A 23,740-nucleotide genomic window follows, 5' to 3' on the forward strand; every position below is an offset into this window, starting at 1 on the left:
GTAGCTTACGGCTGTTCGCAATGACGATAAAAACCAAAGCCTTTAAGCACGAACTACTTTAATTTCACCGTCAGAAAATTTAATATTAAAAATTTTTTCATTCGCAGCAGTAATTTTAGAAGATAAAAAATTACCAGTTTCTCCTTTAACTATAGCAAAACCTCGTTTTAATACGTTGTGATAATCAAGGCTTGCAAGTAACGTACTATTTAATTCTAATTTATACTCAAAGTTTTTCAAAGTATTATTTGCCGATTTTGATAGATAAGCTGTTTGATGTGTTAATTCTAATGTTTTGTAATTGATTATTTTAGCAGGGTTAACTCTTTTTTTAGAAAAAGATTTAATCTTTGTTTCTTGTAGTTCAATAAAGCACGGTAAAGCATCTAGTAAATTAAAACCGGTTTCGTCCAGTAATTGCTGCCTATTATTTATATAGTGAGAGAGATATCTGTGTATTTTATCGTAATTTACTATATTTTGTTCGTGATATTTCATTAACCGGCTAGTATTATTCAATAATATTCTTTCATAAGATTGTAGCGTATTATTTAAAATAGATCGTACCGGTACAGCAAATTCTGCGGCAGCAGTCGGTGTTGGAGCTCTTTTATCGGCTGCTAAATCTATTAAAGTATAATCCACTTCATGACCTACTGCGGAAATAATAGGAATTTTTGAGTTATAAGCAGCACGTACTAATATCTCATCGTTAAATGACCAAAGATCTTCTATAGAACCGCCACCTCTAGCAACGATTATAACACGTGGTTTATTTACCTCTTCTAAATTGTTAAATCCTTCAATTGCTTCAGCAATTTCATTGCCAGAATTTTTGCCTTGTACGCTAACCGGCCATATTATTATCCGAGTCGGAAAACGTTCGCGAATACGATGAATAATATCTTTAATAACAGCACCGGTTATTGAAGTGATAACGCCTATTTTATCAGGTAAAAAGGGTATAGGAATACGTATTTTATTAAATAAGCCTTCTTTCTCGAGCCTTGCTTTACGCTCATTTAGAATTTGCAGCATAGCTCCAAGTCCTGTGGGTTGCAAATTATCTACCGATAATTGATAACGTGAATTACCTGCATAACTTGAGAGTTTACCGCTAATTACTACTTCTATGCCGTCATTTAAAGGAAATTTGATTTTAGTAAGAATAGGACGCCAGCAAGTACAGGCTAAAATGGCGGTATTTTCTTTTAAGTTAAAATAAGCATGACCTGAGGTTGCTATTTTTAAGCCTGAAATTTCGCCTTTTACCTTAATATAGCCAAAATTATTTTCTAATAGCTCTTTGATTTTATTAGAAATCTCACTAACTGAAAACTCTTTGGTTGCTTGATGCGCAATGAAATTGTCTAGCATTTTATTAGTACTTGGTTTTTTGCGCTGAGGGTAACACATTATTCGTCATTACGAGGAGAAACTATAAGTTTTGACGAAGCAATCTCAGGAAGTTTATCCTACTTCATGAGATGGCCACGTCGATGCTATGCATCTCCTCGCAATGATGGTTATCATCTCCATAGAATAACCTTGTACTACAAAAGAGCAAGCAAAATTTTTTATTATTTGATATATTGCTAATAGCTTGCTATTATTTTTTACTAATTAAAATATATTTATTAATATAAATGCTACTGCGAATAATATGTTTGCTTATTATCATAATATTTTCTTTGGTAAGTTTTGCCGCTCTTTCTAAGAATGGTCAAAATATTAAAATAAGCAATATTATAGCTGACTTCGTAGAGTATAATGAAAATCAGGATTTGATGTATGCTAAAGGTAATATAAGAATTATCATGGATGAGTATTTATTAACGGCAGATAATTTACTTTATGATATAGAAAACGATATTTTATGGGCGGAAGGTAATATCCGAATTAAGGATAAACAAAATCGGATAATAGAGGGAGACAAAGCGGTTTTAAAAGATGAATTTAAGAAAGGTATCATATCGGAATTCATTTTGCTTTCCGGTGATAATAATCTTTTAATTGCTAAACTTGCCGAAAGAATAGATGAAAATAATCTTAAGCTGCACCATGCCGAGTTTACCCCTTGTGATGTTACTTGTAATAGAAACCCTATTTGGCAAATTGCTGCTAAGGATACTTATGTTCATTCCGCAGAGCATAGAGTAGTTTATAAAAACGTGTTTTTTGAAGTATACGGTGTACCGATTTGTTACTTACCGTATTTTTTTCATCCGACTCATACGGCCCCTGCAACTTCTGGATTATTGGTACCTGACGTCAAAAATAAAGGGTTTGGCATCCCCTTATATCTACGTGCAAAACCTAATATGGATTTTACGCTCACTCCAAGAATTTTTAGTAAATATCAAACTTATGAGCTAGAAGCACGTTATCGCCTGAATGATACCGATAATATGAATTTTCAAGTTAGTTACGGTAAATTACCGTATTTTCTAGAAAAAGATGGAAGTGTAGTGAAAAATAAAAAAGTGTCTTCTTATCATTATATAGCAAGTGGTAATTTTATTAGTACCGATAAAGTTTATGATTACGGTTTCAGGGTGGAGCGTACATCGGATAAAGCTTATTTAAAAAATTATTATAATAACTACGCTTCATATTTAACTTCTAAAATATTCTTAAATAAAATTCATGAGGCTGATTATTTTTCGGCGGAAGGATTAAGTTTTCAAGGCTTAGGTATTAATGATCGTAAATATACCGATCCTATAGTATTACCAAAAATCAATACAAAAAACGTGATAAATTTGAATGATAATGACAACAGCCATATCGTTGTTGAAAATAATACGTTAATGTACAAAGAAAGAATAGGAAAACAAGTTGCTAGAACCTCTTTGCAACTATCCTTTATACATAATGTGCTGACTGCTTCAGGACAAATTTTTGATTTTGCTGCTAAAGATAGAGGCGATTTTTATCTTGCTAGATGGGCTGATGTAGATAAGCCGAGAGAAAGTAAATCATTTCAAAGGAATATACCGGAATTGCAAACTTTATGGCGTTATCCGTTAGTAGGCAATATAACAAAAACAATAAATTTACTTATTGAGCCGGTAGTTTCTTTTACTATGGGACGTAAACTATCTAAGAAAGATAAAAAATTTGTTATAATTGATCCTGCTAAATATGAATTATCCGAAAAAAATATCTTTTTATCCAATCGTTATAGTGGTATTGATTGCCATGATTTCAGTAATAGATTAAGTTATGGCTTAAATACTAGTATTGCTAAAGAAGAAAATTATTTAAAATTATTTTTAGGACACTCCCGTAATACAAGATATAGTATAGATTTGCCGGCTGATGATAGGGAAAATGTAGGGCAGATACTAGGTAATCTTTCTAATAATTTAGAAGTGTTTTATAGCTTTCGGAAAGATAGATATTTCAGACCTATTAGAGATGAAGTGGGAGGAAATTTTAACTATGAGAAGATTAACTTTCTAGGTAGTTTTATTCAGCTTACCAATCTTAACAAATATTATTCTGTAGAAAGTATAAAGGTTTCAAATAATAGAGTACGACAATTTTATGGAGACATAAATTATCAGCTAGCGGAAAATTGGACTATAGGCTTTGGTGTACGCATTGATCTCTCTAGACGATCTCCAAATTTACTTACTCGAACTATTAGGATGACATATGCTAAAGATTGTGTTAGAATTACTGCAAAGATTTATTCCGATTATCTAGCCGATGGAAGTAGAGGAATCAAAAAGACTACCTCTTCGCCGACTATTTCTATCGGTTTAAAAGTTTTAAACATGTGAGTATACTCGTTTTATTTGAAAAATTGGCTATGTCGTCTTATAAGTTCTGCGGTGCTCACGTACTAAATATGTACGCTCCGCTCCTTGACTTATAGACTCCTTGCTCTTTTCCAAATAAAACTTCGTCTACTTACTGGTCACTTATTCAGAGTATCACATGAGAAAATTATTATTAATCATTACCGTTTTTTTTACTTTTAATGTAGCACAAGCATCATTACCGAATATAGTAGCATCCGTAAATGATGAACCTATTACTCTTAATGAGTTCCGTGCTAGAAAAAAAATGATTATGGCACTAAATAATGTTGAAAGTCTAACGCCTGCTCAAGATAAGCAGCTAAGTGACTTAGCACTTAAGAGCTTAATTGACGAATCTTTGCTTTTTCAATATGCAGGAGATAGAGAAATTCCGCAAGAAGAGATAGATAACGCTATTCAGTCTATTGAAGATCGTAATAAAATGCCTCACGGTTCTCTTCTTCAGTATCTAAAAAGCAGATCAGTTAATCCTGATAGTTTTATTTCCCAAATTAAATCCGAGTTGATTAAAATGAATATTTTATCAAGTCTATCAAGATCGGTACAAGTAAGTAATAAAGAAATAGATGTTGCAATTTTATCTAGCGATCAAAAAGACGTAGAAATTTCAATGCAAGTATTTACATCTAAAGATGGTGGCAATAAAGCGTTTACGCAGATGAATAATTTGAAAAATCGACTAAAAAAATGTGCGGATGTTAAAAAATCGCTTTATGATAATTTTGCTACTATGCAAATTATTACCGATAAGCTTAGCAAGATAGAAGGCGTCAAACAAACTATTGTAAAGGACTTAACTCCTGATAAAGCAAGTAATGTTTTTGAAGTAAATAACAAATTTGAAATAACATTAGTGTGCAGCAAAAAAATCTTAAATGTTAATGAAGATGAAAATAATTATGTAGTAAATTTCCTAACCAATAAAAAGATTTCGCAAAAAGCACAAAAAATGTTTGAAAATATGCGTAAGAAAGCAGCTATAAAAATAATGCTGCCGTCTTAGTGTGTGTTATTCTATGTTATTCCCGTGTAGGCGAGAATCCAGAAAAATAACCTTGATTATTAATACAGAATTATATTTGATAAAAACAAACATATAAAAACAAGTTTTTATATGTTTTACTGGATTCCCGTTTTCACGGGAATGACATACCCTATGCTTCCTTCAATTGCAAAACACGCAGCTTTACATCAAGTTAATCCTCTTAAAAAGCACGGACAAAATTTTATTTTTGACAGTAGTCTATGTGATAAAATCGTACGTGCAAGTAACCTGGCAGAAAATAGCCGAGTATTAGAAATAGGGCCCGGCACAGGAGGGTTAACTAGGTCAATATTGCAGAAAAATCCTGAATCCTTAACTGTTATAGAAACAGATGAGAGATGCCTACCGCTCCTTAATGAGATTAAAGAATATTATCCTAATCTAAATATTATTAAACAAGATGCTCTTGAAATAAATTTAACCTATTTAAGCTATGATACAGTCAATTCAGTTGGATTTGCATACAAGAAGCGAGAAGCGAAGCCTATAACTAATAGGAGAGCGAACGATATAGGCGAGTCTAAATCAATTGACTATAAAGTAACTATAATCTCTAATTTACCGTACCATATAGGTACTGAGTTAGTGATTAGATGGCTGAAAGAAGCACGGCTAATTACTAGTATGACGCTAATGTTACAAAAGGAAGTAGTAGAACGTATTTGTGCTATACCCTCAACTAAAGCATATGGCAGATTATCGGTAATATGTCAGCTAATAGCTAAAGTGGAAAAGTGCTTTGACGTAGCGCCAACTGCTTTCTATCCACCTCCTAAAGTATATTCTGCGATAGTTAAACTAATACCTTTAGAAAATCCGCCGTCTATTGCTCTGATAAATAAAGTTGAGCAAATAACAAAGCTTGCTTTTGCAGGACGACGGAAAATGATCAAATCATCACTGAAAAATCTTATACCTAATATACATGAAGTATTAACTCAGTTGAAAATCAATGATAATTATCGTGCTGAAAATCTTGCCCCTCAAGATTATTTGAGAATTGCTGAAATATTATAGCTTGCATCATTCAGCTTTATCTAACTTTTTTGCTTCTGCTTCTTGCTGTAGTTTATATTCTGCTGCTTTTTCATCTATATAGTTAAAAAAGAAATAACAGAAAGTTAAAAAACTAGTCAAAACTATTCCAGGAGTTATTAGTATTAACTTAAGCTCTTTCCTTGCATTTTGAGCTTTTAATTTCTTTTCTTCCTCTTCATCAATATAAGACTCAGAGGTTAAAATTTCTTCTTCTTTATATGTTAACTCTTTAAAATTAGCTTATATATTAATTATAGAGTTTAATTATCATGTGCGAGAAGTAATTTATAGGGGGGAGGGAATAAGTCAATAATTATATATTTAATAAATCTATCTTACTCAAAAATACGGCTTTTTCTATTTAATAGGTAAATATAATTTAGTTCTTGAGTCTTATAATAAAGCAATTGAACTTGATCCTACAAATTCTGAAGTACAATATAATAAACAACATTATTAAAGCGTGTGTATTATTAAGTAAAAAACGTTGCAAAGCTTTTACTTATTGCCTTTTCAATTATTCTGTTTGCTAGATTTCTTTAGTCTAAAATAAGCGAAGCAGTGATGCTATTCGTCTATTGTAATTTGCTTGATTGCGACAATTGTCTTATGCAAATGTTCAGCTAAAGCAAACATATTAAATAGCATTGGCTTGGTGGTTAGTTTTTTGTGGCAATCTCTAAATCAGTTTCACTCATAATATCTAGTTGCGATGCGAATTAATACATTCGGGTCACAGCTACGCATTAATTTCGGTTATCGCTACAGGTTTCCTTGATATCAACAGCCTCAAGTGCCTATAAGATATTTAAAAGTTCCAGCGTGAGCGAAAAAAGACGTTTAGTAAATTTAATATTTGGGGACTTAATATTGAAACCTGAAAAGCTTGACTTTATGATGCGTTCGCTGTTTGATACATTGGTGAATTTGCCTAAAAATGGCAATGGTACCCGCGGCCGGACTTGAACCGGCAAGAGCTTACGCTCCACGGATTTTAAGTCCGTTATGTCTACCATTCCATCACGCGGGCAGCTGTGGATATTAAGGTTGCATTTGCTAAGTGGGCAGATTAATAAAAAAAATACGAAAAAGCAAGTACTTTTATCGTTAATATATTAGTCTGATATGAAAAAGTTATTAAACACCTTTAAAATCGTTAGTTTACTCATTAATTTATTAGATAATTAACTTAAATAGTGACAAAATAGTAATAATATGATAGATTAGTTTCAGGAAGTAATACTTTCTCTTGCATGTTATTGACATGTTTATTGACAAATGCCGCAAGGTAAGGTAGTTTTGCATAATGAATTTTATCGGCTTTTATATTTAAGTAAGGCTTAAAGTAAAATTTAAGTTTTAGTTATTATAAGCGTGTGTTAAGTTCAAATGAGTAATTTCTATCTAATAAAGGTTTTTATGGCTACAAATATAGTAGGTAAAGTTAAGTGGTATAATTCTACAAAGAATTTTGGATTTATTGAACAAGAAAATGGCGGCAAAGATGTGTTTGTACACAAATCAGCCGTAGACGCAGCAGGTTTACATAGCCTTGAAGAAGGACAAGATATAATTTTTGATCTTGAAGAAAAGCAAGGAAAAGCCTATGCTGTTAACCTCAGAATTAAATAAATTTATAATACCAAAAGCAGCTATCCAAAATTGTTTATAATTTAGGGTAGCCTAGTCATCTTTATCAAAATAGTAAATATTTTGTTTTTGTCTTATAATAACCTATGTAATTTTAAGTATAATAAATTATTTTTACTAAAGGGCATGAAAATGCCCTAAATCTAATAATATTATTCTGGCTTGAATAAGATTCTAAAATAGTTTCATTATTCATTATCGTTTTATATATTTAGTTGGTGTTTTGTAATCTAGCTTAAGCATATTTTTTGATTCAGGGTAATTATATAAGTCGTTATTTTAATTTACTATAACTTATTTTTTATACAATAGATCTCTTGCATAACTTATCTTATAAAGGGAATAAGAACTGCTACTCTACGCAGCGTACATAGTTAAGTATGTAAGGATGAGAGAGCAGTGTCGATGTCTCATATATCTTTAAGAAATGAGTTATGTTAAGAGGTCTAATCAATAATGTGCATATTTTGATTTAAAACTATATTGGATTATATAATGAAAAATTTTAATTTATCTGAAGAATTAATTATTGCTCTCGAGACAATGAATATAACTGAGCCGACTGAAATACAAAAGCAATCGATTCCGGTTGCAATGGTGGGATCGGACATACTCGCTTCTAGCCAAACAGGTTCAGGCAAAACTCTTGCTTATTTATTGCCGTTAATTGATTCATTTATTAAAAATAAAACTACTGCTTTAATTCTTGTTCCGACTAGAGAATTAGCAACGCAAATACACAGTACTTTAAATAAATTAACTACATCCTATAAAATTAATAGTGCAGTTTTGATAGGCGGTGAACCGATGCCTAAACAATTTATGCAATTAAAAAAGAATCCAAAAGTGATTATCGGTACACCGGGGCGTATTATCGATCACTTAAATAGGGGAAGTCTAAAAATTGATCGTATAGGCATAACCGTACTTGACGAAATGGATAGAATGCTTGATATGGGGATGAAAGAACAATTAGAAGAAATCAATAAATTTTTACCGGAAAAAAGACAAGTTTTAATGTTTTCCGCTACTATGCCAAAACATATTATTGCTGTTTCTCAAAAATATCTAAACAATCCGGTACGTATTATGGTAGGTGCTACTAATAAAGCAGCTGCAGAAATAAAACAGGAATCAATGCATGTTTCTAATAAAGAAAAATTTAGTGAATTAACTAAACAACTTGGTAATAGGGAAGGATCGGTCATTATTTTTGTGAAGACTAAACGCTCTGCCGATCAATTAGCTAAAATGTTGAAATATGAAAATCATACAGCAGAAGCTATACACGGTGATTTAAGTCAGCGTCAACGTGAAAGAGTAATTTTATCATTTCGTAAGTCAAACCATAGAATAATGGTAGCAACTGATGTAGCGGCTCGTGGGCTTGATATTCCTCATACACAGCATGTTATTAATTATGATTTACCTATGTGTCCTGAAGATTATTTACATAGGATAGGTAGAACGGGTAGAGCAGGGGCTACCGGATATGCGTTGTCTTTTATTTCTCCTGATGATGTTATTAGATGGCGTGCAATCGATCGTCTAGTAAATAAAGGAGAATCTACGCCACGTAGTGAGTTTAGAAGTGATAAAAATAATCGTAAAAGATCATTCGGTAAAAGAGCCGGCGGTGACGGTAAAAAGTTTAATGCTTTTGATAGTAGCCGTAAAAGAACCTTTGATGGTAACAGCTACGGTAATAAAAGAAAGAAAGTATCGTAGTTTAGATTTACGTCATTTATATCATTGCGAGGACATTACGTAAGTAATTTACAAAGCAATCTCAAGAGTTTATTATTATCTCATGAGATTGCCACGCAGCCTTATGGCTGCTCGCAATGACGATTAGATATCCATGCGAGCAATGCCTTCGCAGGAATGACAACCGTATATTTTAAAGGAGGATAAATTCATAAGTTTAAATTTTTCACGATTTCAAAATATTTTCTTTATATTAATAATTTCTTTTCCTGGAGGTTTAATTTATTTACTTACCGGTTCAACTCTTTCTTTTTGGCTTCGAGAATCCGGTTTTGATAAAATCACTATCGGGCTTTTGAGTTTAGTGAATTTTATTCATATATTTAAATTTTTATGGGGTCCTTTGCTTGAAAAAGTAAGTTTTGCTCCTTTAAGTAAGCGGGGATATAAATATTGTTTAATTATTGCTTTGGTTAGTTGTATTTTTTGTGTATATGTTCTAACAAATTTTAACCCTAACACTCATTTTATACCATTTGCTTTATGCTTAGTAGCTGTGGCATTTTTTTCGTCCATTTATGATATGTTACTTCAATCATCACAGATGTTACTGATTACAAATAAAAATTGGGGCATAAGTGAGGCAGCTTGTACTACAGGCTTTAGAATAGGTATACTTATAGCAGGTTCAGGAGCGTTATATTTATCTACTATCATATCCTGGCAAGATGTTTATCGTGCTATGGCAATTTTATGTATACCGTCATTACTATTAATTATAATCTATCCGCTTAAATTTAAAGATAAGATAATTATTAATGATTTTGATAGATTTTGGCATGCTTTTTATGATTTTGTCAAGAAACCTAAATGGCTAATAATTGTTAGTTTTATGCTTCTATATCGTCTTCAAGATAATTTTCTGTCAATTATGCCGAATATGTTTTATCTCGATATTGGGTATACGAAGAAAGATTTAGCTCTTGGATATAAAGCTTTCGGTATGTGTGCTACAATCCTTGGAGGTTTTATAGGTGGGTTTTTGTGCCGAAAATATGAATATTCTTATTTGTTTAAAAGAGCATTAATATATCATGCTTTATCTAGCCTATCTTTTTTATTTCTCTATTTTTATAATCGAGATATTACAAGTTTGTATATAGCGGTCTTTTTTCAAGAATTTACCAAGGGCTTAACTATGTCGCCGTTTTTTTCTTACCAATTAAGATGCTGTAGTTCTAAATATTGTATAACCCAAATTGCTTTAATTACTTCTATTGCTTATATTAGTACCATATTATTTGGTAGTATTTCAGGCTATGCAGCTACTTATTTAGGCTGGACTTATTTCTTTATTGTAGCAGGATTTTGTTTTATACCGGCTTATATATTAATTAGATATTTGCCGCCTTATGTTATTTCTAGCTAAAAGCGGGAATCTAGCACAATATTTATAATTGTCATTGCGAGGAGGCGTTGTTGTGTGGATCAATTTCACCTCTGTCATCCCGTGGCTTGACACCGAGTGCTTTACCGGTCCCTGCAACAATGCCTTGCGAGGAGCGTAGCGACGTGGCAATCTCTCTTCAATTGCATGAGATTGCTTCGTCGGCATAAAAATGCCTTCTCGCCGCAATGATGTGGATAGGTAGTATTGGATTCCTGCTGATGCAGGAATGACATACTTTTGAGCGCCATGCAAAAATGCCTAAATACAAATATATTGTAAAAGTAGTATTATCAATTTATAATAATCAACAAATTTATTAGTGTGCTTTAATTATGTTTATTCAAACTGAAGATACTCCAAATCCGGATGCAATAACATTTTTCCCAGGGCAGGAAATAAGTAGTGATCAGCCGGTATTTTTTAGTGAGCTTGCTGAAGTAAAAGGAAGAAGCAAACTTGCAGCATCATTATTTCATATTAATAATGTAAAATCGGTGTTTTTCGGTAGTGATTTTATAACAGTAACTAAACAAGCTGAAGGTAATTGGCAAGTTATAAAGCCTGAAATTTTAATGGTTATTATGGATCATTTTGTTTCAGGCTTTCCTGTATTTGAAGAAAACACCAAAGCAGATAATGTAAATCATAACCTTGATGGGCTTTCGGAAATAGAGAAGCAAATCGTAGAGATTATTGAAACTAGGGTGCGTCCATCTGTTGCACAAGACGGCGGCGACATAATATATAAAGGCTTTGAAAACGGTGTAGTTAAATTAGCACTTCGTGGTGCATGCCTTGGATGTCCTAGTTCCACCATCACCTTAAAAAACGGCATTGAGTCCATGCTTAAACATTTTGTACCGGAAGTGCAAGAAGTTGAAGCTGTAGAGGAAGGTTTTGAGTAATTTAGTATGCTAACTGTGAGCGACTACAGACCTTGTTGTATAGGTTAGTCTTCGTCATTGCAAGAAGAAACTGCAAGTTTCGACGAAGCAATCTAGTAAAAAATTCTGATTTACAGAATTTTTTATTATTTTTTCTGGATTGCCACGCAGTCTACGACTGTTCGCGATAAATGTCATATAGTATATTAAATTTTTTTGAAGAATAGTATGGTCCTATTCTTACTTTGCAGAATTGATTGTATCATTTTGATGCCAAATAACGTAATGTAGTTCAACATCTTTTGGAGCATATACTACGATAGGTAGTTTGCTATTATATCTTAAAAATGTTTCATCGCCTAAAAATACACTAACCGGTTGTATGGTTGCTTTTACGTTTGGGCATGCCATCATTGTACTAGCAGGGTGATCGCTAACTTGAGCGATTATATAATAATTATATCCCCATCCTTCTAAAGTTTTTGTTTCCAGCTTACCACCAAACCAAACACGATTACAATCTTGCATTGCATTTTTTGTTGCTTGCAATTCTACTTTTAGCTTTTCTTCATTGGACTCTGTAGGTAAATGAATTACGTAACGCTTTTGATTTTCAAGTGGTGTAGGATAGGGTGCAATATCTTTTAACCGCTTATCGGTATCAGCTAATAAATCAGTATTTAAAAAACATGATATAAGAAATAGTATAATTTTATTTGGCATATGATTATTTTTTTAATTAGAATCCATTATCTCGCTTAGAGGAGTTATATAAGAAGAATTTATTTTACCATTGGCTATATCAGTACTAAAGCCTTCACTATAGTCAACATCACCATTTTCGTTTATTTTTGTACTTAAAAATAATATAGAATTTTCAAATTTATTTTCTTTTAATATAGTGATTATTTAAACTAAAAACTTTCATGGCAAGCCTTTCATTATTAGGTAATCTAAAATATATTTCTGATCCGTTATTGGATTCAAAAAAATTACATTTATTATAAGCACCTAAATAATAATAAATTATTTAATATATCTATGGTAACTTTTGTTCTTCAAGGTTTATAATCTTAGGAAATAATATTGTTGTTTTTCCAAATATATTTTTGCAAAATTATTTTGTTTTAATTCTGTAAAGGTTAGTTCAGCCTTATATTTTTGTTTGTCACTAGAAAAGTTAGGTAGCGTTTCTATTAAATGAAAATCAAGGGAGGTTTCGCTAAATCTTGTATTCAGCATATTATTTTGATTCAATTCGGTAAAATCTAATGTGGCATAGTATGTTGCTCCGTCAATGTCTAAACTATATACAGGCTTATCTTCCAATATCTCTTCAAATAAATCTTCCAATAGCTCGTGTAACTCTTGTAAAAAATTTTGAGCATGTTCTTTAGTTTTACAAACATCAATTTGATTTGCAAAGCTTTTTGCTATAAAAAACTTTAAATCTTTTTGATCCGATAAAGATAAATCATGAATGTGACATTTAAATGTTTTATCTACATAATTTATTAGTGATGCAGTATCTGCAGGAAAATTTTTAGTTATTTCTAATAATTCTTTTTTTATGCTGTTCTGAAATTATATTCATTTTCTAATCTAATCCCGTTTCTTTCTTAAAAAAGCCGGTATGTCATGAATATCAGACTCTTTATTATCTTGATCTAGAGTACTAACAACAACGTTTTTGCGTTCTAAAGTTTGATTATTTGAAGCACGCAGAGAACCCCATATTTTTCCTAAAAATGATGGTTTGGGTGAGTCATCTTCAGATTTGTTGAAAGTATTGGCATGTAACCCTAGCTCTTTTTCATTTCCGATAAAATTTTGATTTATTGGAGAGTCGGTAATTTCAATATTTTCGGTACTGTAGTTGTTAAAATCAGGCATTTCTTCTATTTGTGTAGGTTGTGCTATAGCTTTATTATAAGTTTCCTCAGGAACTATATTGGTAGTTTCAGCTATTGCGGGTTTATATGTCGGTACTTTATCGGCATCAATACCGGTAGCAACAACTGATACTCTGATCATTCCTTTTAATTCCGGATTAAATGTTGAACCGAAAATAATATTAGCATCAAGGTTATCTACTTCTTCTCTAATTCTATTAGCAGCGTTGTCAACTTCAAATAAGGTCATGTCGGAACCGCCGGTAATATTGATTAATACACCTCTTGCACCGCACATTGAGCTATGATCTAGCAGTGGATTTGAAATTGCAGATTCTGCCGCTTTAATAGCTCTATCTTCGCCACTAGCTTCACCTGTACCCATCATTGCTTTACCCATTTCGCTCATTACTGCTTTAATATCGGCAAAATCAAGATTAATAAGTCCCGGCATAATCATTAAATCCGTTACTCCTCTAACGCCTGCATGTAATACGTCATCTGCCATTTTGAAAGCATCGGCAAACGTCGTTTGTTCATTAGCAATACGGAATAGATTTTGGTTCGGTATTACAATTAGAGTATCAACGAATTGCTGTAATTCAATAAGTCCTTTATCGGCAGTTTTCATACGATGACCGCCTTCAAAATGGAAAGGTTTAGTTACTACCCCAACCGTAAGGATGCCTAGTTCTTTAGCAATGCGTGCAATAACCGGTGCAGAACCGGTACCTGTACCACCGCCCATACCTGCCGTAATAAATACCATATTGCTATTTTCTAGGTAACTACGAATTTCGCTTTCTGATTCTTGAGCAGCAAGTGCTCCAACCTCAGGAGAAGCTCCTGCCCCAAGACCTCTAGTCGTAGAAACACCGAGTTGTATTTTGTTAGTGCATAAAGAATGTTCAAGCGATTGTGCATCAGTATTAGCTACTACAAAATTAGCACCTTGCAGATTAGCACTAATCATATTATTTACTGCATTACTACCTGCACCCCCAACGCCGAAAACTGTAATGGTCGGCTTTAATACTATATTTTCAGGAGCTTTGATATTTAAAACCATGATACTCTTTTATTTTATATAATTAATGTTTAAGTATAATAAAAGATTTAGAAATTTCCATAAACTTTTTATGAAAAATATGGATTATTGTCTTATATAGTGAATTAGCTTGAATTATGGACAATTTCTATATCATCTTTTATTTTTTTAAGGGCATAGCGAATACCGTTAATACTAATCCATTTACGGTATTCGCTATGCCCTTAAAAAAATAAAAGATGATATAGAAATTGTCCATAATTCAAGCTAATTCACTATATAAATAGGGGAATGCCGTTATTATGACATGCTTTGATTAATGCTTTATCGTTAGTGGACATAGGAAGTCCTTCATGCATGTCAGTTAATAAATAAGTTGTATCATATGCAGTAAGATTGTTGGCTCTTGCAGTTTAATTTCATGTATGGAAAAATTTAAATTTGATATATTAAGGGGGAGAGAGTTTAAAAATCTATTATTTTAATAACCTCTACTGATTTTATTCTAGCACGTTTTCTACTATTAATATTACATTAGTTACTTCAAGTCTCCAAAGAGGCAGTACTATCACTCTAAACTTATAACAATAAGCTAATGTAAAATCTGAATATTTATCACGTTCATCATAAAAGAACCATGAGACAGTTATGGAGCAATCGGCTATAAACGGTTGAGAATTCACCATTTTCTACCTTCATCTCTAAGCTCTTTAATAGTATAAGGAGCTAATGTTTTGCCTTTGCGGAATTCTCTTATTTGCTCTACTATATTGTCCATTTTAGGTTTTTGAGTTATAATTTTTGCAATCGGCGTATTATGCTTACAAATGGTAATTTGCTCTCCGTCTTGTACACGCTGTATTAGATCAGAAAAATGAGTTTTTGCTTCGAGTAGGCTAATTTGATTAGATAAATTTTGTTTCACATTAATAAATAGACTAATTTAATATTATCCTATTTATAAGATTTTATACAGTAATATTAATAATTTAAATTAATATCTTTATATAAAATCTAAGATTGACCAACCATTTTTTCAGGTACTAATATTTTATCAAATTCTGCTTCCGATAGAAGATTGAGTTTTTTAGCTGCTTCTTTTAAAGTGATCCCGTGCTTATGTGCTTCTTTAGCAATTTTTGCGGCATTATCATAGCCTATATGCGGATTAAGAGCTGTAACAAGCATTAGAGATTTATCACGTAAATCATTAATGCGTGCTATATTGGGTTCTAATCCTTTAACACAGTGAGTAACAAAGCTATTTACGCTATCGGATAACAGCTCTATAGATTGTAGGATATTGTATATTATTACGGGTTTAAATACGTTAAGTTCAAGATGTCCGTTTGAGCCGGCAATAGTAACCGTAACATGATTTCCCATCACCTGACTGCACACCATTGTTAAAGCTTCGACTTGTGTAGGGTTTACTTTACCGGGCATAATAGAAGAACCAGGTTCATTTTCAGGTAAATGTAGCTCACCAAGACCGCATCTTGGACCGGAGCCGAGCAGTCTTATATCATTTGCTATTTTCATTAAGCTAACTGCTATAGTATTAAGAGTTCCTGAAAATTCTACTAGTGCGTCGTGAGCAGCTAGACTTTCAAATTTATTAGGAGCCGTCTTAAAGGGTTGTTTAGTAAACTCTGCCACTTTCTCGGCAAATTTTATATCAAAGCCTATTTTTGAGTTCATACCTGTACCGACTGCCGTGCCTCCTTGGGCCAGTAGATAAACTTTTTGTAGTGCATTTTCTATGCGTTCTAAAGCATACTCTATTTGTGTAATATATCCAGAGAATTCCTGTTTAAGAGTTAAAGGAGTTGCATCCTGCAAGTGGGTACGTCCTATTTTTATGATTTTGTCCCAATCTTTTGACTTATCCTGCAAAGAGGTAAGTATATTATTCAAAGCTGGTATCAGTTGCTGTTTAGTTGCAAGTACGGTTGCTATATGCATAGCGGTTGGAAAAGAGTCGTTGGATGATTGTCCTTTATTAACATGATCGTTAGGATGTACCGGAGATTTGCCGCCTTTCTTGCCTGTTAATTCTTCGTTGGCAATAGAGGCAATAACCTCGTTCATATTCATGTTTGTTTGCGTTCCTGAACCTGTTTGCCAAACTACTAAAGGAAAATTATCCTCAAATTCGCCTTCTAAGATTCTATCCGTGGCTTTATCTATACTTATAGCGATTTTAGCTTCTAAATTACCAAACTCATGATTAACCTGTGCTGCACATTTTTTTAAAATAGCAAGAGCACGAATTAAAATTTCAGGCATTTTTTGCTTGCCTATTTTAAAATTTTCTAAAGATCTTTGAGTTTGAGTCCCCCAATAAAATTTTTCTTCTATTTGAATTTCTCCAAAAGAATCACTTTCGGTTCTATAATTTTTCATAAATTGTTAAATGTTATATAATTATCTATTTTTTTCATAAAATGATCACTTACTGCATTTAAGTCTAATTGCTGGGCTAATTTAGCAAAGCTATAATATAATTTGTCTGTTAAAGAAGCTTTTTTTAGATTCTTAGCAATAAATATTAATGTGCTTTCTATCATAAGATTACGATTAAAACTATAAAATTTTTGCCAATGTTCGTTATATTTAGGTTCGGAAGATGCTATATAATCGGAATATATAGGTTTAGTAATTACTGCTTTACCTTGATATATATCAAATATAGTATCATTAATTAATCTTTCATTCTTGAGGTTATTGATCACTTTATCAAAAAAATTGTTTAATATAGCTGTTGTTATCTCTTTTTCTGTAAGTGCATTTATAAATATGTCTAATTGTTTTTCAAAACTCTGGATAATTTGTTCATTTGGTCCCCTTTTCATGACTTTTCTCTCAAATTAATTGATATAATAAAAGTTTATGACTTTAATTTTAGTAGACTAAATATTTATATCGAAGTAAATAAAAAACAATATTTGATTTATTAAAAATATTATTTATGTAATGAATGAAAAATTATAGAAGCGGCATTTGATACATTAAGACTTTCTACTCTCTGAGAAATAGGGATTTTGGCTAAATAATCACATGTTTCTGCAACTAATCTTCGTATGCCTTTATCTTCTGAGCCAAATACCAATACTATTTTGTCGGAAATTAATTTATCGGTAAAGTAGTCATTTGCAGAACCTGTTAGACCTATAATCCAAAAGCCGTGTTTTTTAAGATAATTCATACATGAGCGTAAGTTAGTAACTTTAATTATAGGTATTAATTCTAAAGTACCGCAAGCCGCTTTAGCAATGCCACCGCTTTCATTTGGAGAATTATCTTGAGGTAATATTATAGCATTTATATCAAAAGCAGCGGCACTACGAATAATTGCTCCAATATTTTGTGTGTCTGTTATTTGATCAAGAATCGCAATTTTACATTTTGGATTTGTTATATCTATGTCCTCTAAATTGTAAGAAAAAATTGGTCTAATTTTTGCAGCTATTCCTTGATGTGTTTGGTTTTCCAGTAATTCAGATAAAATATCGTTATTAACAATTTCATAAGATCTAGTACCTATTAATTTTTTGTTTGTATCAAAAATTTTCCTAGTGCATAAAATATTGTCAATTTGACGTTTTGGATTATTTAGAGCAGAAAATACAGGATGTTTCCCATACATATAATAACAATGTTTAGAATCAAGTTTTTTATTTTGCATCTTATTGAAAACCGTCAGTAATTTGTTCTTGACAGAAACTACAATTTATTATAGAAAGTTACAACTAAATAAATGTGCAAGCTGCTATTTGTTTATTTGATGATTCGGCAAGAAGTTTTATTAAGTCCTAATACTAATTATATATTGTATTTTACAGTGAATTAGTCTATTTAATACAGTAAAGTTCTTTAGGAGGGGTGGCCGAGTGGTCAATGGCAGCAGACTGTAAATCTGCCCGCGTAAGCGTTCGAAGGTTCGAATCCTTCTCCCTCCACCACTTAAATGGTTCAGGGAAGCATATCATTTTATTTAAAATTATGTTTTATTTTTAAATAAAAATAAAACATAATTGTGTATATTTATAAATCTGAATAAAATTGATATAGCACTGTTACAAAATAACTTTGAAATTATTTTATTAATAGTGCCACAATGCGGGTGTAGCTCAATGGTAGAGTTCCAGCCTTCCAAGCTGGCTGTGTGGGTTCGATTCCCATCACCCGCTCCAGAGATAGTGGTAATAAATAAATTTAGCAAAAAAATGCACTTATAAAAAAATAACTTGTATTAAACCTAAAAAATTGCAGAGAGTAATAATATGGCAAAAGCAAAATTTGAACGAACTAAACCGCACGTTAATATAGGTACGATCGGTCACGTAGATCACGGTAAAACTTCCTTAACGGCAGCAATAACTATAGTACTTGCTAAGACAGGTGGAGCACAAGCTACAGCGTATGATCAAATTGATGCTGCTCCTGAAGAAAAAGAAAGAGGTATAACTATTTCCACTGCACACGTAGAATATGAGACTAAAAATAGACACTATGCACACGTAGATTGTCCGGGACACGCTGACTATGTAAAGAACATGATAACCGGTGCCGCTCAGATGGACGGTGCAATATTAGTAGTTTCTGCTGCTGATGGTCCTATGCCGCAAACTAGAGAGCATATATTACTAGCAAAACAGGTAGGTGTGCCTGCTATGGTAGTATTCTTAAATAAAATAGATATGGTGGATGATCCTGATCTATTAGAACTAGTAGAGATGGAAGTAAGGGAATTATTATCAAAATATGGTTTCCCGGGTGATGAAATACCTATTATTAAAGGTTCTGCACTTCAAGCTTTAGAAGGAAAGCCTGAAGGTGAAAAAGCTATTAATGAGCTAATGGATGCAGTAGATAGCTATATACCGCAGCCTGTAAGAGCTACGGATAAACCTTTCTTAATGCCGATAGAAGATGTATTCTCTATTTCAGGACGAGGTACTGTTGTAACTGGTAGAGTAGAGTCAGGAATAATTAAGGTAGGTGAGGAAATTGAAATAGTCGGTCTAAAAGATACGCAAAAAACTACCTGTACCGGTGTAGAAATGTTCAGAAAATTACTTGATGAAGGACAAGCCGGGGATAATGTCGGTATATTACTACGCGGTACAAAAAGAGAAGAAGTTGAAAGAGGACAAGTTCTCGCAAAACCTGGTAGCATAAAACCGCATGATAAGTTTGAAGCTGAAGTATATGTGCTTAGTAAAGAAGAAGGTGGACGTCATACCCCATTTACTAATGACTATCGTCCGCAGTTCTATTTTAGAACAACAGATGTTACCGGTACAATAAAATTGCCTGCTGATAAGCAGATGGTTATGCCTGGAGATAATGCTACTTTTACAGTGGAATTAATTAAACCGATTGCGATGCAGGAAGGGTTGAAATTCTCTATACGTGAAGGTGGTAGAACAGTGGGTGCCGGCGTAGTAACTAAAATAAATAATTAATTGATTTTATAAATACCTATTATTTTTTAATAATAGGTATTTATATTTTAAGAGGTAATAGACATTTTCCCGAACTGGCTTATAGAGAAGAATTTGAAGGAGGTACGGAACGCAGAACTGCAGCGTATATAACGGACGTGAGGATTCGAGTGCCGGATTGACGTACAAATTACCTCTAGAAGTACAGTTTGGAAAGATGTCTAAAAAAACATTTTGCTGTTTAAATATTAGGTTTACTGAATGAAAAATAAAATCAAAATTCGTTTAAAATCATTTGATCACCGTAGTCTTGATCAAGCTACAAAAGAGATAGTTAGTGCTGTTAAAAGAACGTTTGCTAACATTAATGGTCCTATTCCTTTACCTAAAAAAATTGGAAGATTTACCGTAAATAGGTCTCCTCATGTACATAAGAAGTCAAGAGAGCAATTTGAAATTAGAAAGCATAAAAGATTATTAGTTATAGGTGATCCGAATCCGGCGGTTGTCGATGCTTTAAGTAAAGTTGATTTAGCAGCAGGTGTTGATGTAGTGATTGAATTAGAGAGTGGGGAATAAATGAGAACCGGTATAATTGCTCAAAAAATTGGGATGACTAGTGTTTTTAATGATAAAGGCGAAAGAATTTCTTTAACATTAGTAAAAGTTGATGATTGTCAAGTAGTAGGACATAAAACTCTAGAAAAACATGGATATAATGCTTTGGTTATAGGTATAAAAGATAAAAAAACATCTAGAGTAACCAAATCTATGAGACAAGTTTTTGCTAATGCTAAAATATCTCCTAAAACTAAATTAAAAGAATTTAGAATTTCTGAAGAGAATTTTATTGATATAGCAGCAAGTCTAGAAGTAGACCATTTTACGGCAGGACAATTTGTGGATATAACGGCAACTACTATAGGTAAAGGATTTGCCGGTAGTATGAAAAGACATAATTTTAGAGGTCTTGAAGCTTCTCACGGTGTTTCGATATCCCATCGTTCGCATGGTTCTACAGGACAAAGACAAGATCCAGGAAAGGTTTTCAAAGGCAAAAAAATGGCCGGTCATATGGGATGTAACCAAGTTACTATTCAAAATTTGAAAATATTTGCCGTTGATAAAGAGCGTAAGCTTATTATGATTCAGGGTAGTATACCCGGTCACAAAAATTCGTATCTTTCAGTAAAAGATGCAATAAAAAAGATTTCAATAACTGTATAATAGATATTTAGACATGTTTGTTGAGGTTAAAGATTATCAAATTAACAAAACGCCATGCAATATTATTTATATAAAAGTTTTATATAAGACTGTATAAGGTTAAATCAAGATGAAGACTAAAATATTAAGTCTTGCTAATGAAGAAGTTGGTGAGATTAGCTTAAATGAAGATATATTTGCTGTTGAATTTATCAGAGATGATATAATAAAGCAGGTTATTGATTGGCAGAGAGCTAAGGCAATGTCTGGTAACCACAAAACTAAAACAGTATCAGAAGTATTAGGAACCACAAAAAAACCTTTTAAGCAAAAAGGTACAGGTAATGCAAGACAAGGCTCCCTTAGATCGGTACAGATGCGTGGTGGTGGTGTAGCTCATGGACCTAGAGTACGTAGTCATGCAACAAAATTACCTAAAAAAGTACGAAAACTTGGTTTAATTCATGCTTTATCCGAAAAATGTGCTGAAGGAAAATTATTAGTAATAGATTCTTTAAAGTTAGATAAGCCTAAAACTTCTGCTCTTGTAAATATATTAAACAAATTTCAAGGGAAAAGTTTCTTTGTAATAGACGGAAATGAAGTAGATATTAATTTTTCTTTAGCTGCAAAAAATATTTATAATACTGTGATTGTTCCACAAATAGGAGCCAATGTTTATGATATAATACGACATGAATATGTCCTATTATCACAAGAAGCAGTGAGCGTTTTAGAAGAGAGGTTAAGATGAGTTCTTATAAATACTACGATTTAATTAGAAAACCTATTATTACAGAAAAAACTACAATCCTTTCGGAACAAAATAAATACGCTTTTTATGTAGATAAATTTGCTGAAAAACTTACCCTTAAAAAGGCTATAGAAGAAATATTTAAAGTAAAAGTAAAAAAAGTAAATATTTTAAACGTTAAAGGTAAGAAGAAAAGATTTAAAGGCATTATAGGGACTCAAATCAATAGAAAGAAAGCTATTGTTACATTAGAAAAAGACTATAATATCGATTTTGCCGGAGGAATTAAATAAATGGCTTTAAAAAACTTTAATCCAATTACTCCTTCTCTTAGAGAGTTAGTTCAAGTTGATAAAACTAGTTTATGGAAAGGCAGACCTTTAAAATCTTTGACCAAAGGTATATCTAAAACCGGTGGACGAAATAATCAAGGTAGAATTACTTCTTGGCACAGAGGTGGAGGACACAAAAAATTATATCGTATTATTGATTTTAAAAGAAATAAAATCGATATTTCTGCTATTGTTGAAAGAATAGAGTATGACCCTAATAGAACTGCTTTTATTGCTTTAATAAAATATGAAGATGGGGAATATTCTTATATTCTAGCACCGCAAAAATTATCTGTAGGTGATAGAGTAATATCAAGTCAAGATGCTGATATAAAAATAGGCAATTGTTTACCTTTAAAATGCATTCCTATCGGTACTACTTTACATAATGTTGAAATGAAAGTTGGTAAGGGCGGTCAAATTGCAAGGTCTGCAGGTACTTCAGTAGATCTAGTGGGTAAAGATTCAGGATATGCTCAGATTAAATTAAGATCAGGTGAATTTAGGTTAGTACCTTTAGATTGTAAAGCTACTATAGGTAGTATATCTAACCCGGATCAAAAAAATATTAATTTAGGCAAAGCAGGTAGAAATAGATGGCTTGGTTGGAGACCGCATGTTAGAGGTGTAGCAATGAATCCTGTAGATCACCCTCATGGCGGTGGTGAAGGTAAAACTTCAGGAGGTCGCCATCCTGTTACTCCTTGGGGATTCCCAACAAAGGGTAAGAAGACACGTAAAAATAAACGTACTTCAAAATTTATCGTAAAGAAAAGAAAATAGATTTTAAATTAATTAGGTATTAGTATGGCACGTTCAATATGGAAAGGGCCTTTTGTAGACGGTTATTTAATAAAGAAAGTTCAAAAATTAATGGAATCAGGTAAATCTGAAATGATTAAAACTTGGTCTAGAAGATCAACAATTTTACCTATTTTTGTAGGGTTTACCTTTTCTGTTCATAATGGAAATAAATTTATTCCGGTTTCTGTAAATGAAGAAATGGTTGGAAGAAAATTAGGTGAGTTTGCTCCTACTAGAACATTTCACGGTCATGGAGCAGATAAAAAAGTCAAAAGAAAATAAAGATTTATATGGTACAGGAAAATAAAAATTTTGCTACGGCACAAGCTAAATCTATTAGAGTAAGTTCAAGGAAGCTCAATTTAGTTGCAGCCTTTATTAGAAATATGAAAGTATCTGAAGCATTGGTACAATTAACTTTTTCTCCTAAAAGAATTGCAAAAGTTGTAAAAGATTGTTTACAATCTGCTGTTGCAAATGCTGAAAATAATTTAGGTCTCGATATAGATAGATTGGTTATTACTAAAGCGACTGTAGGTAAGGCTTTAGTAATGAAAAGAGTTATGCCAAGAGCAAAAGGAAGAGCAACTAGAATAAATAAGTTTTTTAGTAATCTTTATATAACTGTTACAGAAAAAGAGGATAATTAA

General features: G+C 32.3%; 26 protein-coding genes, 3 tRNA genes and 3 pseudogenes. 19 read left to right on the top strand and 13 right to left on the bottom strand.

The genetic code is table 11. The features are described 5' to 3' along the window. Nucleotides 1–42: 42 nt before the first annotated feature. Nucleotides 43–1,377 carry an exodeoxyribonuclease VII large subunit gene (gene xseA, locus GCO76_RS07570; RefSeq protein ID WP_410956750.1) on the bottom strand — a complete coding sequence of 445 codons (1,335 nt, stop codon included), beginning with the start codon at nucleotides 1,375–1,377 and terminating at the stop codon, nucleotides 43–45. A gap of 93 nt (nucleotides 1,378–1,470) precedes the next feature. Further along, nucleotides 1,471–1,681, bottom strand: a pseudogene (locus tag GCO76_RS07575) (hypothetical protein). Between GCO76_RS07575 and GCO76_RS07580 the strand changes: the two are divergent. The 3 genes from GCO76_RS07580 (at nucleotide 1,647) to rsmA (ending at nucleotide 5,892) form a co-directional block, all read left to right on the top strand. Further along, the gene (locus GCO76_RS07580; protein ID WP_410956751.1) at nucleotides 1,647–3,788 is read left to right on the top strand and encodes an LPS-assembly protein LptD; all 2,142 of its coding nucleotides are present in this window, start codon (nucleotides 1,647–1,649) and stop codon (nucleotides 3,786–3,788) included. The pseudogene GCO76_RS07575 and the gene GCO76_RS07580 overlap by 35 nt on opposite strands. A gap of 157 nt (nucleotides 3,789–3,945) precedes the next feature. After that, nucleotides 3,946–4,833, top strand: coding sequence for a SurA N-terminal domain-containing protein (locus tag GCO76_RS07585; RefSeq protein ID WP_103897598.1), 888 nt, complete (start codon nucleotides 3,946–3,948; stop codon nucleotides 4,831–4,833). 153 nt (nucleotides 4,834–4,986) lie between these two features. Further along, nucleotides 4,987–5,892, top strand: a complete 906-nt coding sequence (rsmA, locus tag GCO76_RS07590) for a 16S rRNA (adenine(1518)-N(6)/adenine(1519)-N(6))-dimethyltransferase RsmA (protein ID WP_410956752.1) — start codon at nucleotides 4,987–4,989, stop codon at nucleotides 5,890–5,892. Nucleotides 5,893–5,898: 6 nt separating this feature from the next. On the opposite strand, the gene GCO76_RS07595 is transcribed toward rsmA, so the two are convergent. Next, a complete protein-coding gene (locus GCO76_RS07595) occupies nucleotides 5,899–6,117 on the bottom strand; it encodes an RP671a family tick cell line-upregulated protein (protein ID WP_082068648.1) in 219 nt (72 codons plus the stop codon). A gap of 160 nt (nucleotides 6,118–6,277) precedes the next feature. On the opposite strand from GCO76_RS07595, the gene GCO76_RS07600 reads away from it, so the two are divergent. Beyond that, nucleotides 6,278–6,373 carry a tetratricopeptide repeat protein gene (locus GCO76_RS07600; RefSeq protein ID WP_410956774.1) on the top strand — a complete coding sequence of 32 codons (96 nt, stop codon included), beginning with the start codon at nucleotides 6,278–6,280 and terminating at the stop codon, nucleotides 6,371–6,373. Nucleotides 6,374–6,857: 484 nt separating this feature from the next. On the opposite strand, the gene GCO76_RS07605 is transcribed toward GCO76_RS07600, so the two are convergent. After that, nucleotides 6,858–6,943 (bottom strand) — tRNA-Leu (locus GCO76_RS07605). A 389-nt stretch (nucleotides 6,944–7,332) separates the two neighbouring features. Here GCO76_RS07605 and GCO76_RS07610 point away from each other — a divergent pair. The 3 genes from GCO76_RS07610 (at nucleotide 7,333) to GCO76_RS07620 (ending at nucleotide 10,699) form a co-directional block, all read left to right on the top strand. Beyond that, on the top strand, nucleotides 7,333–7,545 hold the full coding sequence (locus tag GCO76_RS07610) for a cold-shock protein (RefSeq protein ID WP_266264603.1): 213 nt from the start codon (nucleotides 7,333–7,335) through the stop codon (nucleotides 7,543–7,545). A gap of 513 nt (nucleotides 7,546–8,058) precedes the next feature. After that, complete coding sequence (locus GCO76_RS07615; protein ID WP_410956753.1) at nucleotides 8,059–9,291, top strand: DEAD/DEAH box helicase; 1,233 nt, start codon at nucleotides 8,059–8,061, stop codon at nucleotides 9,289–9,291. Between the two features lie 190 nt (nucleotides 9,292–9,481). Next, a complete protein-coding gene (locus GCO76_RS07620) occupies nucleotides 9,482–10,699 on the top strand; it encodes an MFS transporter (protein ID WP_410956775.1) in 1,218 nt (405 codons plus the stop codon). On the opposite strand, the gene GCO76_RS07625 is transcribed toward GCO76_RS07620, so the two are convergent. Then, entirely contained in the window at nucleotides 10,661–10,885 is a 225-nt protein-coding gene (locus GCO76_RS07625; protein WP_410956754.1) for a hypothetical protein, read from the bottom strand. The two genes, GCO76_RS07620 and GCO76_RS07625, sit on opposite strands and share 39 nt — an antisense overlap. Before the next feature lie 167 nt (nucleotides 10,886–11,052). Here GCO76_RS07625 and GCO76_RS07630 point away from each other — a divergent pair, with 167 nt between their 5' ends. Then, complete coding sequence (locus GCO76_RS07630) at nucleotides 11,053–11,625, top strand: NifU family protein (RefSeq protein WP_410956755.1); 573 nt, start codon at nucleotides 11,053–11,055, stop codon at nucleotides 11,623–11,625. 219 nt (nucleotides 11,626–11,844) lie between these two features. On the opposite strand, the gene eco is transcribed toward GCO76_RS07630, so the two are convergent. The 8 genes and pseudogenes from eco to rlmB all read right to left on the bottom strand — a co-directional run bounded on the left by eco (nucleotide 11,845) and on the right by rlmB (nucleotide 18,232). After that, nucleotides 11,845–12,327: a serine protease inhibitor ecotin gene (gene eco, locus GCO76_RS07635; protein ID WP_410956756.1), complete on the bottom strand. Its 483-nt coding sequence runs from the start codon at nucleotides 12,325–12,327 to the stop codon at nucleotides 11,845–11,847. A 342-nt stretch (nucleotides 12,328–12,669) separates the two neighbouring features. Continuing rightward, a complete protein-coding gene (locus GCO76_RS07640) occupies nucleotides 12,670–12,957 on the bottom strand; it encodes a hypothetical protein (RefSeq protein WP_410956757.1) in 288 nt (95 codons plus the stop codon). 249 nt (nucleotides 12,958–13,206) lie between these two features. After that, nucleotides 13,207–14,565 carry a cell division protein FtsZ gene (ftsZ, locus tag GCO76_RS07645; protein WP_410956758.1) on the bottom strand — a complete coding sequence of 453 codons (1,359 nt, stop codon included), beginning with the start codon at nucleotides 14,563–14,565 and terminating at the stop codon, nucleotides 13,207–13,209. A 343-nt stretch (nucleotides 14,566–14,908) separates the two neighbouring features. After that, nucleotides 14,909–15,230, bottom strand: a pseudogene (locus tag GCO76_RS07650) (type II toxin-antitoxin system VapC family toxin). Next, nucleotides 15,224–15,469: a type II toxin-antitoxin system Phd/YefM family antitoxin gene (locus GCO76_RS07655; RefSeq protein WP_410956759.1), complete on the bottom strand. Its 246-nt coding sequence runs from the start codon at nucleotides 15,467–15,469 to the stop codon at nucleotides 15,224–15,226. Before GCO76_RS07655 ends, GCO76_RS07650 begins: the two are co-directional and overlap by 7 nt. Before the next feature lie 89 nt (nucleotides 15,470–15,558). After that, complete coding sequence (gene fumC / locus GCO76_RS07660) at nucleotides 15,559–16,950, bottom strand: class II fumarate hydratase (RefSeq protein WP_410956760.1); 1,392 nt, start codon at nucleotides 16,948–16,950, stop codon at nucleotides 15,559–15,561. Further along, nucleotides 16,947–17,399, bottom strand: coding sequence for a hypothetical protein (locus tag GCO76_RS07665; protein WP_410956761.1), 453 nt, complete (start codon nucleotides 17,397–17,399; stop codon nucleotides 16,947–16,949). The genes fumC and GCO76_RS07665 overlap by 4 nt, the downstream gene beginning before the upstream one ends. Nucleotides 17,400–17,509: 110 nt before the next feature. Further along, complete coding sequence (gene rlmB, locus GCO76_RS07670; RefSeq protein WP_410956762.1) at nucleotides 17,510–18,232, bottom strand: 23S rRNA (guanosine(2251)-2'-O)-methyltransferase RlmB; 723 nt, start codon at nucleotides 18,230–18,232, stop codon at nucleotides 17,510–17,512. 191 nt (nucleotides 18,233–18,423) lie between these two features. On the opposite strand from rlmB, the gene GCO76_RS07675 reads away from it, so the two are divergent. The 11 genes and pseudogenes from GCO76_RS07675 (at nucleotide 18,424) to rplV (ending at nucleotide 23,740) form a co-directional block, all read left to right on the top strand. Then, nucleotides 18,424–18,509: transfer RNA gene (locus GCO76_RS07675), tRNA-Tyr, on the top strand. Nucleotides 18,510–18,666: 157 nt separating this feature from the next. Further along, a tRNA-Gly gene (locus tag GCO76_RS07680) sits at nucleotides 18,667–18,740 on the top strand. Nucleotides 18,741–18,830: 90 nt separating this feature from the next. Further along, nucleotides 18,831–20,015, top strand: a complete 1,185-nt coding sequence (gene tuf, locus GCO76_RS07685; RefSeq protein WP_004997779.1) for an elongation factor Tu — start codon at nucleotides 18,831–18,833, stop codon at nucleotides 20,013–20,015. 59 nt (nucleotides 20,016–20,074) lie between these two features. After that, nucleotides 20,075–20,217, top strand: a pseudogene (locus tag GCO76_RS07690) (palindromic element RPE1 domain-containing protein); the annotation flags it as partial. A gap of 38 nt (nucleotides 20,218–20,255) precedes the next feature. Beyond that, nucleotides 20,256–20,573 carry a 30S ribosomal protein S10 gene (gene rpsJ, locus GCO76_RS07695; protein ID WP_010977588.1) on the top strand — a complete coding sequence of 106 codons (318 nt, stop codon included), beginning with the start codon at nucleotides 20,256–20,258 and terminating at the stop codon, nucleotides 20,571–20,573. Further along, on the top strand, nucleotides 20,574–21,221 hold the full coding sequence (gene rplC / locus GCO76_RS07700; protein ID WP_410956763.1) for a 50S ribosomal protein L3: 648 nt from the start codon (nucleotides 20,574–20,576) through the stop codon (nucleotides 21,219–21,221). Between the two features lie 109 nt (nucleotides 21,222–21,330). After that, the gene (gene rplD, locus GCO76_RS07705) at nucleotides 21,331–21,954 is read left to right on the top strand and encodes a 50S ribosomal protein L4 (RefSeq protein WP_004997785.1); all 624 of its coding nucleotides are present in this window, start codon (nucleotides 21,331–21,333) and stop codon (nucleotides 21,952–21,954) included. After that, the gene (gene rplW, locus GCO76_RS07710) at nucleotides 21,951–22,247 is read left to right on the top strand and encodes a 50S ribosomal protein L23 (RefSeq protein ID WP_410956764.1); all 297 of its coding nucleotides are present in this window, start codon (nucleotides 21,951–21,953) and stop codon (nucleotides 22,245–22,247) included. Before rplD ends, rplW begins: the two co-directional genes overlap by 4 nt. After that, nucleotides 22,248–23,069, top strand: a complete 822-nt coding sequence (gene rplB, locus GCO76_RS07715; protein ID WP_004997791.1) for a 50S ribosomal protein L2 — start codon at nucleotides 22,248–22,250, stop codon at nucleotides 23,067–23,069. It begins immediately after the preceding gene. Nucleotides 23,070–23,093: 24 nt separating this feature from the next. Next, on the top strand, nucleotides 23,094–23,372 hold the full coding sequence (gene rpsS, locus GCO76_RS07720; protein ID WP_008580964.1) for a 30S ribosomal protein S19: 279 nt from the start codon (nucleotides 23,094–23,096) through the stop codon (nucleotides 23,370–23,372). Between the two features lie 8 nt (nucleotides 23,373–23,380). Further along, on the top strand, nucleotides 23,381–23,740 hold the full coding sequence (gene rplV / locus GCO76_RS07725) for a 50S ribosomal protein L22 (protein ID WP_004997796.1): 360 nt from the start codon (nucleotides 23,381–23,383) through the stop codon (nucleotides 23,738–23,740).

Origin of the sequence: Rickettsia koreansis (assembly GCF_046532895.1) — a bacterium.
Taxonomy (GTDB): Bacteria; Pseudomonadota; Alphaproteobacteria; order Rickettsiales; family Rickettsiaceae; genus Rickettsia; species Rickettsia rickettsii.

Coding starts and splice junctions, on each gene's coding strand:
- xseA (WP_410956750.1), bottom strand. CDS start 1,377: ATGCTAGACAATTTCATTGCGCATCAAGCAACCAAAGAGTTTTCAGTT.
- GCO76_RS07580 (WP_410956751.1), top strand. CDS start 1,647: ATGCTACTGCGAATAATATGTTTGCTTATTATCATAATATTTTCTTTG.
- GCO76_RS07585 (WP_103897598.1), top strand. CDS start 3,946: ATGAGAAAATTATTATTAATCATTACCGTTTTTTTTACTTTTAATGTA.
- rsmA (WP_410956752.1), top strand. CDS start 4,987: ATGCTTCCTTCAATTGCAAAACACGCAGCTTTACATCAAGTTAATCCT.
- GCO76_RS07610 (WP_266264603.1), top strand. CDS start 7,333: ATGGCTACAAATATAGTAGGTAAAGTTAAGTGGTATAATTCTACAAAG.
- GCO76_RS07615 (WP_410956753.1), top strand. CDS start 8,059: ATGAAAAATTTTAATTTATCTGAAGAATTAATTATTGCTCTCGAGACA.
- GCO76_RS07625 (WP_410956754.1), bottom strand. CDS start 10,885: ATGCCGACGAAGCAATCTCATGCAATTGAAGAGAGATTGCCACGTCGC.
- GCO76_RS07630 (WP_410956755.1), top strand. CDS start 11,053: ATGTTTATTCAAACTGAAGATACTCCAAATCCGGATGCAATAACATTT.
- eco (WP_410956756.1), bottom strand. CDS start 12,327: ATGCCAAATAAAATTATACTATTTCTTATATCATGTTTTTTAAATACT.
- ftsZ (WP_410956758.1), bottom strand. CDS start 14,565: ATGGTTTTAAATATCAAAGCTCCTGAAAATATAGTATTAAAGCCGACC.
- fumC (WP_410956760.1), bottom strand. CDS start 16,950: ATGAAAAATTATAGAACCGAAAGTGATTCTTTTGGAGAAATTCAAATA.
- GCO76_RS07665 (WP_410956761.1), bottom strand. CDS start 17,399: ATGAAAAGGGGACCAAATGAACAAATTATCCAGAGTTTTGAAAAACAA.
- rlmB (WP_410956762.1), bottom strand. CDS start 18,232: ATGCAAAATAAAAAACTTGATTCTAAACATTGTTATTATATGTATGGG.
- tuf (WP_004997779.1), top strand. CDS start 18,831: ATGGCAAAAGCAAAATTTGAACGAACTAAACCGCACGTTAATATAGGT.
- rpsJ (WP_010977588.1), top strand. CDS start 20,256: ATGAAAAATAAAATCAAAATTCGTTTAAAATCATTTGATCACCGTAGT.
- rplC (WP_410956763.1), top strand. CDS start 20,574: ATGAGAACCGGTATAATTGCTCAAAAAATTGGGATGACTAGTGTTTTT.
- rplD (WP_004997785.1), top strand. CDS start 21,331: ATGAAGACTAAAATATTAAGTCTTGCTAATGAAGAAGTTGGTGAGATT.
- rplW (WP_410956764.1), top strand. CDS start 21,951: ATGAGTTCTTATAAATACTACGATTTAATTAGAAAACCTATTATTACA.
- rplB (WP_004997791.1), top strand. CDS start 22,248: ATGGCTTTAAAAAACTTTAATCCAATTACTCCTTCTCTTAGAGAGTTA.
- rpsS (WP_008580964.1), top strand. CDS start 23,094: ATGGCACGTTCAATATGGAAAGGGCCTTTTGTAGACGGTTATTTAATA.
- rplV (WP_004997796.1), top strand. CDS start 23,381: ATGGTACAGGAAAATAAAAATTTTGCTACGGCACAAGCTAAATCTATT.